This window comes from Jannaschia formosa (genome assembly GCF_003340555.1).
GTDB lineage: Bacteria > Pseudomonadota > Alphaproteobacteria > Rhodobacterales > Rhodobacteraceae > Jannaschia > Jannaschia formosa.
The window spans coordinates 65,416-79,010 of record NZ_QPLJ01000006.1; the positions used below are offsets into that span (position 1 = coordinate 65,416).

9 protein-coding genes are annotated in these 13,595 nt (G+C 69.3%); 7 read left to right on the plus strand and 2 right to left on the minus strand.

The features are described from left to right. Nucleotides 1-35 precede the first annotated feature (35 nt). Complete coding sequence (locus DR046_RS08630; RefSeq protein ID WP_115381964.1) at nucleotides 36-2,333, minus strand: xanthine dehydrogenase family protein molybdopterin-binding subunit; 2,298 nt, start codon at nucleotides 2,331-2,333, stop codon at nucleotides 36-38. Nucleotides 2,334-2,453: 120 nt separating this feature from the next. Here DR046_RS08630 and DR046_RS08635 point away from each other — a divergent pair, with 120 nt between their 5' ends. Both DR046_RS08635 and DR046_RS08640 read left to right on the plus strand, forming a co-directional pair. Then, a complete protein-coding gene (locus DR046_RS08635) occupies nucleotides 2,454-5,582 on the plus strand; it encodes a valine--tRNA ligase (protein WP_115381966.1) in 3,129 nt (1,042 codons plus the stop codon). After that, nucleotides 5,579-6,565: a GT-B fold glycosyltransferase domain-containing protein gene (locus DR046_RS08640; RefSeq protein ID WP_115381968.1), complete on the plus strand. Its 987-nt coding sequence runs from the start codon at nucleotides 5,579-5,581 to the stop codon at nucleotides 6,563-6,565. The genes DR046_RS08635 and DR046_RS08640 overlap by 4 nt, the downstream gene beginning before the upstream one ends. Here DR046_RS08640 and DR046_RS24825 read toward each other — a convergent pair. Then, nucleotides 6,562-7,275, minus strand: a complete 714-nt coding sequence (locus DR046_RS24825) for an ArsR/SmtB family transcription factor (protein WP_115381970.1) — start codon at nucleotides 7,273-7,275, stop codon at nucleotides 6,562-6,564. The two genes, DR046_RS08640 and DR046_RS24825, sit on opposite strands and share 4 nt — an antisense overlap. 157 nt (nucleotides 7,276-7,432) lie before the next feature. Between DR046_RS24825 and DR046_RS08650 the strand changes: the two genes are divergently transcribed. The 5 genes from DR046_RS08650 (at nucleotide 7,433) to DR046_RS08670 (ending at nucleotide 13,582) form a co-directional block, all read left to right on the plus strand. After that, the gene (locus DR046_RS08650; RefSeq protein ID WP_115381972.1) at nucleotides 7,433-8,068 is read left to right on the plus strand and encodes an ATP-dependent Clp protease proteolytic subunit; all 636 of its coding nucleotides are present in this window, start codon (nucleotides 7,433-7,435) and stop codon (nucleotides 8,066-8,068) included. Nucleotides 8,069-8,250: 182 nt separating this feature from the next. Continuing rightward, nucleotides 8,251-9,513 (plus strand): ATP-dependent Clp protease ATP-binding subunit ClpX, encoded by a 1,263-nt coding sequence (gene clpX, locus DR046_RS08655; protein WP_115381974.1) that lies wholly within the window; start codon nucleotides 8,251-8,253, stop codon nucleotides 9,511-9,513. Nucleotides 9,514-9,888: 375 nt separating this feature from the next. After that, nucleotides 9,889-11,118, plus strand: coding sequence for an FAD-binding domain-containing protein (locus tag DR046_RS08660; RefSeq protein WP_115381976.1), 1,230 nt, complete (start codon nucleotides 9,889-9,891; stop codon nucleotides 11,116-11,118). A gap of 101 nt (nucleotides 11,119-11,219) precedes the next feature. After that, complete coding sequence (locus DR046_RS24830) at nucleotides 11,220-12,371, plus strand: SPOR domain-containing protein (RefSeq protein ID WP_115381977.1); 1,152 nt, start codon at nucleotides 11,220-11,222, stop codon at nucleotides 12,369-12,371. A gap of 47 nt (nucleotides 12,372-12,418) precedes the next feature. Next, nucleotides 12,419-13,582, plus strand: coding sequence for a D-alanyl-D-alanine carboxypeptidase family protein (locus tag DR046_RS08670; protein WP_115381979.1), 1,164 nt, complete (start codon nucleotides 12,419-12,421; stop codon nucleotides 13,580-13,582). Nucleotides 13,583-13,595 lie beyond the last annotated feature (13 nt).

Here is a 13,595-nt window from a genome sequence, read left to right on the forward strand (position 1 = left end):
CCCGCGGCGCCTCGCCAGGACGCCGCGGGACGCGATCACTCCGCCGCGATCGCCGCCTCCGCCGCCTGCATCATCTGCCAGACCCGCGTCGGCGTGAACGGCATGTCCACCTGCCGCAGCCCCAGCGGCCAGAGCGCGTCCAGCGCCGCGTTCGCCACCGCGGCCATCGCGCCCACGGTCCCCGCCTCGCCGCAGCCCTTCATGCCCAGCACGTTGGCCGTCGACGGCACCGGTTCCGAATAGAAGGCGATCATCGGCAGGCCCATGGCGCGCGGCATCCCGTAATCCATGAAGGACGCGGTCAGAAGCTGTCCGTCCTCGTCATAGACGACATGCTCGGACACGGCCTGTCCGATCCCCTGCACGACCCCGCCATGCACCTGCCCCTCGGCCAGCATCGGGTTCATCAGGTTCCCGAAATCGTCGACCACGGTGTATTTCACCACCTCCAGGTTGCCCGTCTCGCCGTCGATCTCGACCTCGCACAGATGGCAGCCGTTCGGATAGGAGCGGCCGGGCAGCGTCGTCGTCTCGCGCGTCTTCAGAAGGTCCTCGCGCCCCGCCTCGCGGGCGGCGGCGGCGGCCTCCAGCACGGTCATGACGACGTTCGACCCGGGGGAGCGGAACTGCCCCTCCTCGAAGCTCACCTCGTCGACGTCCAGCGTCTCGGCCACGAAGGGCGTGAGCTTCTCGATCACCTTCTCCGCTGTGGCGCGGTTCGCGGTGCCCTGCGTGGTGACGGAGCGCGAGCCCCCGGTCCCGCCGCCGGTGGCGATCCGGTCGCTGTCGCCCATGACGACGTCGATCATCTCCACCGGGACCCCAAGGTCAGTGGCCAGGAACTGCTTGTAGACCGTGTCGTGCCCCTGCCCGTTCGACTGCGTCCCGACATAGAGCGTCACGCGCCCGTCCGCCCCGAACTCGATCTCGGCGCTTTCCTCGGGGCTGCCGAGGATCGACTCGATGTAGTAGCAGACCCCCAGCCCCCGCAGCTTTCCGCGCGAGGCGCTGTCGGCCCGGCGCGAGTCGAGCCCCGCGACATCGGCCTCCGCCACGGCGCGGTCCAGCACCCGGTTGAAGTCGCCCACGTCATAGGTCTCGCCCGAAACGGTGGTATAGGGGAACTTCTCGACGGGGATGAAGGACTTGCGGCGCAGCTCGAACGGATCGACGCCCAGCTCCTTGGCGGCGTAGTCCATCGCCCGCTCCAGCATGAAGATCGCCTCGGGCCGGCCCGCCCCGCGATAGGCATCGACCTGCGTCGTGTTGGTGAAGATGCCGGTCGAGGTCATGCAGGCGTCCTGCACGTCGTAGACTCCCATCATCACCTTGGAATAAAGCTCCGACTGGATGTTCTGCGCGTAGCCGGAATTATAGGCGCCCATGTTGGCCAGGTTGGTCGTGCGGTAGGCCACCAGCTTCATGTCGGCATCAAAGCCCAGCTCGGCCTTCTGCTTCAGGTCGCGGCCCGCGTTGTCCGACAGCATCGACTCGGTCCGGTCGCCCATCCAGCGCACCGGCTGTCCCAGGACCCGGCAGGCATGAGCCACGAGGAAGGTCTCGGGATAGGCCATCGCCTTCATTCCGAAGCCCCCGCCCACGTCGGGATTCGTCACCCGGATCAGCGCCTTGTCCACCTTCAGGATGCGCGCGAGATCGCCCTTGGTCCCCCAGACGCCCTGCCCGTTGACGCAGACATGCAGCCGCCCGCCCTCCATCTCCTCGGCGAAGCAGCCGCGCGGCTCCAGCGAGGCGACCATGACGCGGTTGTCCTCGACCTCCAGCGTGACGCGATGCGCGGCCGAGGCCAGCGCGGCCTCGACGCGCGCCTCGTCGCCCAGCTTCCAGACATAGGCGACGTTGTCGGGCGCCTCCTCGAAGATGGCGGGGCCGCCCGGCGCCACGTCCATCTTCACCGGCAGCTCCTCGATCTCGACCATGATCGCCTCGGCGGCGTCGCGCGCCTGCGCCAGCGTCTCGGCCACGACCATGGCGATGCCCTCGCCGACGAAGCGCACCCGCCCCTTCGCCAGGATCGGCCGCTCCGGCGTGGCGCCGCGCGTGCCGTCCGAGGGGTTCTTGGCCGGGGTCGTGCCCAGCGTCGCGTCCAGCTCGCCCAGCCGGTCCTGCGTCAGCACCAGCTTCACGCCCGGCATGGCCTCGGCCTCCGACACGTCCAGCTCCGTGATCTCGCCATGAGCGACGGTCGACCGCAACATGTAGGCGTGCAGCGCCCCCGCAGGGGCCAGATCGTCCACATAGGCGCCCCCGCCGATCAGCAGGCGGGGGTCTTCGGTGCGGCGGTTGGGCTGGCTCAGGCCGAACTTTTCCATGGGGGCTCTCCGGGGCGGTGGCTTTCGGCGGACAGTAGCGGCGCGGCGCCCGCTGTCCACCACCCTTCCCCTCGCCCGGGCGGCGCGTTAAGCCGCACCCCGACACGGACGGAGAGCCCCATGGCCATGGACAAGACTTTCGACGCGGCCGAAGCCGAGGCCCGCATCAGCCGCGACTGGATCGAAGGCGGCTTCTTCCGCGCGGGCGCCAACGCCAGGCGCCCCGAGACCTTCTCCATCGTGATCCCGCCGCCCAACGTCACCGGCTCGCTCCACATGGGCCACGCCTTCAACAACACCCTGCAGGACATCCTCGTCCGCTGGCACCGGATGCGCGGCTTCGACACGCTCTGGCAGCCGGGCACGGACCATGCCGGCATCGCCACCCAGATGGTGACCGAGCGCGAGATGGCCGCCAACGGAGAGCCGACCCGGCAGGAGATGGGCCGCGAGGCCTTCCTCGAACGGGTCTGGCAGCAGAAGGCGAAGTCGCGCGGCACCATCATCGGCCAGCTCCAGCGCCTCGGCGCCTCCTGCGACTGGGACCGCGAGGCCTTCACGATGGGCGGCGCCCCCGGCGATCCGGACCCGACGCAGCAGAACTTCCATGACGCGGTCATCAAGGTCTTCGTCGAGATGTACGAGCGCGGGCTGATCTACCGCGGCAAGCGCCTCGTGAACTGGGACCCGCATTTCGAGACCGCGATCTCCGACCTGGAGGTCGAGAGCATCGAGACGCCGGGCTTCATGTGGCACTTCAAGTACCCGCTCGCGAACGGCGCGACCTACGAATACGTGGAGCGCGACGAGGACGGGAATGAGCTCTTCCGCGAGACCCGCGACTACATCTCCATCGCGACGACGCGCCCCGAAACGATGCTGGGCGACGGCGCCGTCGCGGTCCACCCGGACGACGCGCGCTATGCCCCAATCGTCGGCCAGCTCTGCGAGATACCCGTCGGCCCGAAGGAACACCGCCGCCTCATCCCCATCGTCACCGACGACTACCCGGACCCGAGTTTCGGCTCCGGCGCGGTCAAGATCACCGGCGCCCACGACTTCAACGACTACGAGGTCGCCAAGCGCGCGGGCATCCCTCTCTACCGCCTGATGGACACCAGGGCCGCCATGCGGGCCGACGGCGCGCCCTATGCCGAGGCCGCCGCCATCGCGATGGCCGTCGCAAAGGGCGAGAAGACCCTCAGCGAAGCCGAGGCCGACGCGATCAACCTCGTCCCCGACCATCTGCGCGGGCTCGACCGCTTCGAAGCCCGCAAGGCCGTCGTCGACGAGATCACCGACGAGGGCCTCGCTGTCATGGTCCCCGCGACCGACCCGCGGCTGGGCAAGGGCGCGTCCTCCGCGAAGAAGGCCGCCACCGGAGAGCCCCCCGCCGCCCCCGAGGAAGGCGCCGAACTCACCCGCACCGAGCCCGAGGCGCTGGTCCCGCTGGTCGAGCCCAAGTTGATCCAGCAGCCCCACGGCGACCGCTCGAAGACCGTCATCGAGCCGATGCTGACAGACCAGTGGTTCGTCGACACCGACAAGCTCGTCGGCGAGGCGATCTCGGCCGTCGAGGACGGCACCGTCCGCATCCTCCCGGAGGCGGACCGCAAGGTCTACTTCCACTGGCTCCGCAACATCGAGCCCTGGTGCATCTCGCGCCAGCTCTGGTGGGGGCACCGGATCCCGGTTTGGTTCGGCCCTACCTTCAAGGGTGACGAGGGCATTGATAGCCTCGGGGTCCCTGACGCTGACATGCCGAAACAGTTCTGCGCGACTTCGAAAGAAGGCGCCATTGCACTGGCTGAGGAATACTACGGTCCGGAGTTCCACGTCCACTGCGACCCCAGCAAGCCGGCGGGGTATATGCAGTCACACGTTGGCGGGACGAAGCCTCATTGGATCAATCTAGTCCAGGACTCCGACGTCCTCGACACCTGGTTCTCCTCCGGTCTCTGGCCGCTCGGCACGCTCGGCTGGCCCGACGACACGGAAGAACTGCGCAAGTACTTCCCCACCTCGGTCCTGATTACCGGTTTCGACATCCTCTTCTTCTGGGTCGCCCGGATGATGATGATGCAGACCTCCGTGTTGCCCTCTTCGCTCCCCCTTGAAGCACGAATTCCTTTCAAAGACGTTTACGTCCACGCCCTCGTCCGCGACGCCTCCGGCAAGAAGATGTCGAAGTCGCTCGGCAACGTGCTCGACCCGCTCGACCTGATCGACGAGTATGGCGCCGACGCCGTCCGCTTCACGCTCGCCGCGATGGCCGCCATGGGCCGCGACCTGAAGCTGAGCGTCGACCGGATCAAGGGCTACCGCAACTTCGGCACCAAGCTCTGGAACGCCGTCCGCTTCGCGGAGATGAACGGGGTAACGTTCGGTCCGACGCGGATCACCCGTCCGTCCGATGTGGATCATACGTTGAATCGCTGGATCATCGGCGAGACGGCGCGGGTCCGGGAAGAGGTCGACGCCGCCCTCTACGCCTACCGTTTCGACGATGCCGCCAACGCGCTCTACCGCTTCGTCTGGAACGTGGTCTGCGACTGGTATGTCGAGTTCTCGAAGCCCCTCCTGCAAGGCGAAGACGCTGATCTGAAAGCGGAAACCCAAGCCACCACCGCCTGGGTGCTGGAGCGGTGCATGACCCTGCTCCACCCCTTCATGCCCTTCGTCACCGAGGAGCTCTGGCGCGTCACCGGCCATGACGGGATGCTCGTCCACGGCGATTGGCCCGAGACCCTCACATCGGAAGCCGTTGATCCCGCTGCGGAAACCGAGATCCGCTGGATCATCGCCTTCATCGAGGGCGTCCGCTCGGCCCGCGCGCAGATGAACGTTCCCGCCTCGGCCCGCATCCCGGTCGTCGCGGTGGACTGGTCGAAGGACGCCGCGCAAGCCTATGAGAAGAATGAACCTCTGATCCAGGCCCTCGCCCGGATCGAGGGCCTGACCGAAGGCGCGGCGCCCAGGGGCTCCATCGCCGTGACCGTCGGCTCCGACCGCTTCGCCCTGCCCCTGGGCGACGTCATCGACGTCGCCGCCGAGAAGGCGCGGCTCGAGAAGTCGGCGACGAAGCTCGACAAGGAGATCAAGGGCTTGCAGGGCCGGGTGAACAACCCGAAGTTCGCCGAATCCGCCCCGCCCGAGGTGGTCGAGGAGGCCCGCGCCAACCTCGTCGCACGGGAGGCGGAGCGCGCGGCGCTCCAGACCGCGCTCGACAGTCTCGCCGAGCTGGGTTGAGCTTCAACATCCTGATAATCGGACAGAAGGGCCGCCTCATGCACGAGGCGGCCCTCTTCGCAGCCACCCTCCGCCACGCCTCCCCGCGCTTCTCCGGCCGTCTCATCGTGGCGGAGCCGACCGGGCCCCTCTGGCCCGAGGATCCGCGCATCCCGCCGGGCCCCCAGCGCTCCCTGCTCGAAAGCCTTGACGCGGAATTCGTTCAGTTCGAAAACATCCACTTCGGCGCCGACTACCCGCACGGCAACAAGATCGAAGCCCTCGCCGCGATGCCGCCGGGCCCCTTCGTCTTCTTCGACACCGACACGGTCGTCACCGGCGAACTCGCCGAGCTTGAGATCGACTTCACCCGCCCCGCGGCGAGCATGAGACGCGAGGACACCTGGCCTACAGCGGGGCTGTATGGACCCGATATCAACACGATATGGGGTGACCTTCATTCAAAGCGGGGCGGCAGGCTGGAGGACACGCTGGATGAGGACTGGCCCGTAAACCACTGGCGCCGCTACCTCTACTTCAACGCCGGATGGTTCTTCGGCGAAGATCCGCAAGCCTTCCACCGCGCCTTCCTCGACGCCGCCCTGACGATCCGCGACGACCCCCCGGATTCCGTTGCGACACAAGAGCTTGACCCCTGGCTCGACCAGGCGGCGCTGCCCTTGGCCATCCACGAGCTGGGCGGCGGCCGGCCCGGTGGCAAGGGCGGCATCGCGGATGAAGTCTTCGACGGAAGCCATTCATTCCACTACAGATACATCCCTCTCCTCTACGCCACCGCGCCCGATCACGTCGTCGCCAGCCTCGAGGCCGCCGCGGCGCCCAACGCCGTCAAGAAGGTCCTGAAGCGCCACGAGCCTTTCCTGCGCTTCCTCTACCAAGGCAAGGGCGCCCGTGCCCGCGCGCTGTTCGACCGGGCCGACCTGCCCAGGCGGGAACAGGCGATCCGCAACCGGCTTCGGCGCGAAAACCTCTGGATACGCTAGAAGTTCGACAGGCTCGAAGCGGCGGCGGCGGCGAAGCGCTCGACCAGGACGTGATCCCACATCGCGCCCATCTCGGGCGTGTCGGCATCGTGGGTCAGGGTGACGCGCGTGCCGCCCGGCTCCTCCGCGAAGGCCACCGAGAGGCGCGAGCCGTCGGTCCCGAAGCGCCAGTCCAGCAGGAGGCGCCGGCCATCGGCCTCCCGCACCTCGGCCCAGACCGCCTCCGACCCGTCGAACAGCACCTCGCGCCAGACCCCGCCGGGCCGCGCGTCGAGCACCACCGCCTGCGGCAGCGCGCCTTCGGTGCGGCCGGAGACCGACACCGTCGCGACCGGCCACCAGAGCGCCAGGTCCTCGCAGAAGAGCTGCCACGCTTCGTCGGGGCGCAGGCGCAGGGACACGGCCCGGGTCAGACCGCCCGCACCCGCGGAGGACGCGAAGGGCGCGGCGAGCTCGGTCAGGCCGCCCAGCCAGTCGACCAGCGGCAACGCCCCGCCCGGCGCCAGCGAATAGAGGTTCCGCCGTCCCGAAGGCGTCATCGACACCAGCCCCGCGGCGGCCATGTGCTTGAGATGCTGCGACACCGCCGGGCGCGACACGGGCAGTCCCGCGGCGATGGCGCCGACGGCGGTCGGCCCCGCGCGCAACCGGTCCAGGATGGCGCGGCGCGTCGGGTCGGCGAGGGCTACGAGGATCGGTTCGTGTCGCATCGCTGCGGAGTTATGCGGGCCGGGTCCGACCGGTCAACCTTCACGAACGCGACACCCTCGGATCGGCGATTGCTTGAAGCCCCCCGGTCACGGCCATAGGTTCGCCTCCGACGCCAGCCGCGACAGGCGCGGACCGGGCCTCGAAGGGACAGAGCAGATGCAAGATCCAGTTGAGCACTTCCAGAACAACCTCGTCCCCATGGTGGTCGAGCAGACCTCGCGCGGGGAGCGCGCCTACGACATCTTCAGCCGCCTGCTGAAGGAGCGGATCGTCTTCGTGAACGGCCCGATCCACGACGGCATGTCGCAGCTCGTCGTCGCGCAGCTTCTGCACCTCGAGGCCGACAACCCGAACAAGGAAATCTCGATGTACATCAACTCCCCCGGCGGCAGCGTCGTCGCGGGGATGAGCATCTACGACACGATGCAGTACATCCGGCCCAAGGTCTCGACGCTGGTCTGCGGCATGGCGGCCTCGATGGGCTCGGTCATCGCGGTCGGCGGCGAGAAGGGGATGCGCTTCGCGCTGCCGAATTCCGAGATCATGATCCACCAGCCCTCGGGCGGGGCGCGCGGCATGGCCGACGACATCCTGATCTCGGCCCGCCACATCGAGAAGACGCGCGAGCGGCTCTATCAACTCTACGTGAAGCACACCGGCCAGGACTACGACACGGTCCAGCGCGCGCTCGACCGCGACAAGTGGATGACGCCCGACGAGGCCAAGGAGTGGGGCCATGTCGACGAGATCGTGACGACCCGCGACGACGCCAAGGCGGCAAAGGACGCGTGACACCGCGCACGCCCGTTCCGCAACGGCGGGCGGGCGGCGCTTTCAATCCGGCGATTTTTTGGCATTGTGGGCTCCGGACGAGGCGCCTAGGGTGCCCTGAACCGACGGAATTCTAGTGGCCCGGACGTGCACGCACCGGGTCGGCGGCCCGGGAGCGGGCGCGCCAACCAGGAGGCTCGAGCATGGCGAACAACACGTCAGGGGACGGAAAGAACACCCTCTACTGCAGCTTCTGCGGTAAGTCGCAGCACGAAGTGCGCAAGCTGATCGCGGGTCCCACCGTGTTCATTTGCGACGAATGCGTTGAGCTTTGCATGGACATCATTCGCGAAGAGACGAAGGCCTCGGGCCTCAAGACCGCGGACGGCACCCCCACCCCGCGCGAGATCTGCAAGGTTCTGGACGATTACGTGATCGGGCAGGAGCATGCGAAGCGCGTGCTCTCGGTCGCGGTCCACAACCACTACAAGCGGCTCGACCATTCCGGGAAGTCCGACATCGAGCTGGCCAAGTCGAACATCCTGCTCATCGGCCCCACGGGCTGCGGCAAGACGTTGCTGGCGCAGACGCTGGCGCGGATCCTCGACGTGCCCTTCACCATGGCCGACGCGACGACGCTGACCGAGGCGGGCTATGTCGGCGAGGATGTCGAGAACATCATCCTCAAGCTGCTGCAGGCCTCTGAATACAACGTGGAGCGGGCGCAGCGCGGCATCGTCTATATCGACGAGGTCGACAAGATCACGCGGAAGTCCGACAACCCCTCGATCACCCGGGACGTCTCGGGGGAGGGCGTGCAGCAGGCGCTGCTGAAGATCATGGAGGGCACCGTGGCCTCCGTGCCGCCACAAGGCGGGCGCAAGCATCCACAGCAGGAATTCCTGCAGGTCGACACGACGAACATCCTGTTCGTCTGCGGAGGCGCCTTTGCCGGACTCGACAAGATCATCTCGCAGCGAGGCAAGGGCTCGGCCATGGGTTTCGGCGCCGAGGTGAAGGCCCCCGAGGACCGGACCGTGGGCGAGGCCCTCAAGGAGCTCGAGCCTGAGGACCTGCTGAAGTTCGGTCTGATCCCGGAATTCGTCGGCCGCCTGCCGGTGATCGCGACGCTGACCGATCTCGACGAGGAAGCGCTGGTCACGATCCTGACCCAGCCGAAGAACGCGCTGGTCAAGCAGTACCAGCGCCTTTTCGAGCTGGAGGGCGTGAAGCTGACCTTCACCGGCGACGCGATGCAGGCCGTCGCCAAGCGCGCCATCGAGCGCAAGACCGGCGCCCGCGGTTTGCGCTCGATCATGGAGGACATCCTGCTCGACACCATGTTCGAACTGCCGGGGATGGACACCGTCGACGAGGTCGTCGTCAACGAGGAGGCGGTGCGCCGCGAGGTGAAGCCGCTGCTGATCTACACCGAAGAGAAGGCCGAGCCCGCCTCGGCCGGCTGACAGGTCCCGCTTTCGTGAAACGGCCCGCCTCGGCGGGCCGTTCTGCGTTTCGGGACGATGACGGGGCTGGCCGTGATCCTGACCGCGCCGCCACGACGGTCGGCTCTGCCCTGGCCGATCACTCGCCGCAGGACATCGAGAGGCTGCGGGACGTTCTGCCGCAGACGCCGCGCCCGCGTGCCGCGAGATCGCGCTCTGCGCGCCCGCTCGGGCGGACAGGACCCGCTGGTGGGACCTGTCGCTGGTGCCGTTCACGAATGTCGCCGGCGACGGCTACGTGATCGCCTGCCGCGATGCGACCGAGCGCGCGGTGCGGTGCCGCGGGGCAGCGCCCGCGGGATGGACGGGCCTCGGGGCTGGCCTAGTTCGCGCGTCATGTCGACGCCCTCCCTGGAAACGCTGGTCCAGCCCGACCCCGATCCGACCCGTGCCGCTGGCCTGGAGCGGCTGGCACAGTTCGTCCCGCGCGCGGGGCGGGACTACGCCGAGGGCCGGAACCACGATCTCGCGGGGCATCCTCACGTCTCCGGGCTGTCGCCCTGGCTGCGCCACCGCACCGTCACCGAGGCCGAGGTCGCGGGCGCCGTGCTGGACCGTTTCGCCCCCTCGACCGCCGAGAAATTCCTGCAGGAGGTGCTGTGGCGCGGCTACTTCAAGGGCTGGCTGGAACGGCGGCCCTCGGTCTGGGAGGACTACCGCCGCGGCCTCGACGCCGCGCGCAACCGGCTCGCCACCGAATCCGGCCTGCGGCGTGCCTGGGAGGAGGCCTGCGAGGGCCGCACCGGCATCGCCCCCTTCGACGATTGGGCGGGCGAGCTGGCCCGGACCGGCTATCTGCACAACCATGCCCGGATGTGGTTTGCCTCGATCTGGATGCACACGCTGCGCCTGCCGTGGGAGCTTGGGGCCGATTTCTTCCTGCGGCATCTGCTGGATGGCGATCCGGCCTCGAACACGCTGAGCTGGCGCTGGGTCGCGGGTCTGCACACCCGCGGCAAGGTCTATCGCGCGCGGGCCTCGAACATCGCGAAGTTCACCGGCGGGCGCTGGGACGCGCGCAGGCTGGGCCACCAGCTCGCGACCGAGGACGAGGTGACGGTGCCGGAGGCCCCGCCGCCTGCCCCGTCGGACATGCCGGAGGACGCGGCGTGGCAGCGCGGCCTGCGCACCGGCCTTCTGCTGCACGAGGATGACCTGCACCCCGACTACCTGTTCGCCCGCGGGCTGACGCCCGACGCGGCCGCCGTGCTGATCTCACCCGCGGGGCGCAGTCCGCTGGCCGTGTCGCCGAAGGTGGCGGCCTTCGTCCGGGGCCTCGCCGAGGACGCGGCGGCACGGGTCTCGGCCTCGCTGGTCACGGACCGACCCGAGGAGATCGTCGCCTGGGCGAGGGAGGCCGGGCTCCGCCAGGTCGTCGCGCCCTACGCGCCGGTCGGCCCCGGGCGCGCCGCGCTCGACCGGGTCGCGGCGGCGCTCGACATCCCGGTTATCCGCCCGCTCCGGGCCTGGGATCAGGCCGTCTGGCCTCATGCCACGGCAGGCTATTTCAAGGTGAAGGCGCGGCTGGAGCGTGTCCTCGAAGCCATCCCCGAAGACCGCAGCTGACGCAACGGCTTCACAGAAGCTGGCCGGTGCGCTACCTTCCGCCTATCGCAGGTCCGGCCAACGGGCCGCATTTGGGCAGAGCAGCATCGGGGCGCAGGACATTGCGACAGGCAACCATCGGGGCGCGTGCGCCTGGCACCACCATTCGTATCCTCTCGACCGTCGCGGCGGCGGCCCTGCTGGCGGGCTGCCAGGCCGTCAGCACCGGCGGCGATGCCACCCGCAGCACCGCGCTCGGCACCAGCGTGCAGCTGATCGAGCGCGACGTCGAGGCGCCGGAGGTCTTCCAGACGACCGAGCTGGCGCTCTGGGACGGCCGCCCCAGCCTGGGCGGCGTCTGGGTCGCCTCCCCCGAGGTCCGCGCGCCCGAGCGCGTGATCATCCGCAACGAGGAGACGGGCAAGTTCGTCATCGGCGCGCTGTTCAAGCGCGAGCGGATCGCCCCCGGACCGAAGCTGCAGCTCAGCTCTGACGCCGCGACGGCGATCGGGGCGATCGCCGGGACGCCGGTGACGCTCGACGTGGTCGCGCTGCGCCGCGAGGAGGCGCCCGAGCCGAAGCCCGTCATCGCCGAGCCGGAGCCCGAGGCCCTTGCCGAGGAGGAGGTCCAAGCGGCGCCGGTCGCCGTCGCTGCGGCCCTCGCCCCCGCCCCCGCCCCCGTAGCCGAGCCCGAGCCGGTGGTCGCCGCCGCCGAGGAGGAGGTCGGCGACCCGAACGCCCAGCCGGTCGACGTGCTGATGATCGCCGCCCGGGCACTCGCCGCGAAGCGCGCCGCCGAGCAGGCCGCGGCCGAGGCCGCTGCAGTGGAAGCGGCGCCCGAGACGACGGTCGTCGGCGCGGCCGCGCCCGAGGTCTCGGCGAGTTCGCTCGACGCGCCCGCGACGGCCGAGCAGGCCGCACTGTCCGGAAGCGGCCCTACGGCTGTCGAAGCCACGCGCACCGCCCCGCGCCGCCGGGGCCTCGCCCTGCTGTTCGGCCGCCGCAACGCGGTCGGCGCGCCCGAGCCGCTGCCCGCCGGGCTCTATTCCGGCCCGCCCCTGTCCTTCGTTCAGATCGGCCTCTTCGACGAACAGACCAGTGCCCGCGCTGCCGCCGAACGTCTGGCGAGCGCCGGCGTGCTTCCCTCGATCAGGCAGCAGGGCGACAACTGGCGCGTGCTGGTCGGCCCCGCCCCCTCGGACGAGGACCGGGCGGCGGTTCTCCGCAAGGCAAAGGATCTTGGTTTCTCCGACGCCTACCCTGTCGCCGGCTGACTGCCTATATGCCGGGGAACGCCCCAAACAGACGGAGAAGCCTAGAGATGCTCCGCCCCGCGATCCTGGCCCTGATGCTGACCGCCGCGCCCCTCTGGGCGCAGGAATTCCAGACCCGCGCCGGATCGGCGATCGTGGTCGACCACAATACCGGTCAGGTGCTGCTGTCGAAGAACGCCGACGTGCCGCTGCCGCCTGCCTCGATGTCGAAGCTGATGACGCTGCTGATGACCTTCGAGGCGCTCAAGGACGGGCGGCTGGCGCTCGACACGGTGCTGCCGGTCTCGGAACACGCGGCCAGCTTCGGCGGCTCGACCATGTTCCTCGATCCGCGCGACCGCGTGACCGTGGAGGAGCTGATCCGCGGCGTCGTCGTGCTGTCGGGCAACGACGCGACCGTTGTGCTGGCCGAGGCGCTGAGCCCCGACGGCACCGAGGAAGGCTTCTCCCGCATGGCGACCGAGCGCGCGCGGGAGCTTGGCATGATGGACAGCGTCTTCCGCAACGCCTCGGGCTGGCCCGCGCCGGGGCATGTCATGTCGATGCGCGATCTCGCCACGCTGGCCGAGATCATCATCACCGAGCATCCGCAGTTCTACGACTACTTCGATGAGACGGAGTTCGCCTTCGACGGCCGCGCCCCCGCCAATCGCTTCAACCGCAACCCCCTGCTGGAGCTGAATATCGGCGCCGACGGGCTGAAGACCGGTCACACGCAGGAGGCGGGCTACGGGCTCGTCGGCTCGGCGGTGCAGGGGGATCGGCGCGTGACCTTCGTCGTCTCGGGCCTCGAGACCGAGGCGGCCCGCGCTGAGGAAAGCGAGCGCATCGTCAACTGGGCCTTCCGCCAGTTCGCCGAAGAAACGCTGCTCGACGACCCGAACGCGCCGGTGATGGAGGCCGAGGTCTTCATGGGCGAGCGGGCGACCGTGCCGCTGGTCCCGGCCGAGGGCGTCACGCTGCTGCTGCCGGTCACGGGGCGCGAGACGGTGACCGGAGAGATCGCCTATGACGGCCCGATCCAGGCGCCCGTCGCCGTGGGCGACCGGCTGGCGACGCTGACGCTCAGCCATCCGGGCGTGCCGCCGGTCGAGGTGCCGCTGGTCGCGGGCGAGGACGTGCCGCTAGCCGGCCCGTGGCGGCGCATCCAGATCACCGGCGCGAAGGTCGCGGGCAACCTGATCGGCGAGGCGCTGGAGCGGTTCCAGTAGCGGCGCGGCTGCA

Coding starts and splice junctions, on each gene's coding strand:
- DR046_RS08670 (WP_115381979.1), top strand. CDS start 12,419: ATGCTCCGCCCCGCGATCCTGGCCCTGATGCTGACCGCCGCGCCCCTC.
- DR046_RS08635 (WP_115381966.1), top strand. CDS start 2,454: ATGGCCATGGACAAGACTTTCGACGCGGCCGAAGCCGAGGCCCGCATC.
- DR046_RS08660 (WP_115381976.1), top strand. CDS start 9,889: ATGTCGACGCCCTCCCTGGAAACGCTGGTCCAGCCCGACCCCGATCCG.
- DR046_RS08650 (WP_115381972.1), top strand. CDS start 7,433: ATGCAAGATCCAGTTGAGCACTTCCAGAACAACCTCGTCCCCATGGTG.
- DR046_RS08630 (WP_115381964.1), bottom strand. CDS start 2,333: ATGGAAAAGTTCGGCCTGAGCCAGCCCAACCGCCGCACCGAAGACCCC.
- DR046_RS24825 (WP_115381970.1), bottom strand. CDS start 7,275: ATGCGACACGAACCGATCCTCGTAGCCCTCGCCGACCCGACGCGCCGC.
- clpX (WP_115381974.1), top strand. CDS start 8,251: ATGGCGAACAACACGTCAGGGGACGGAAAGAACACCCTCTACTGCAGC.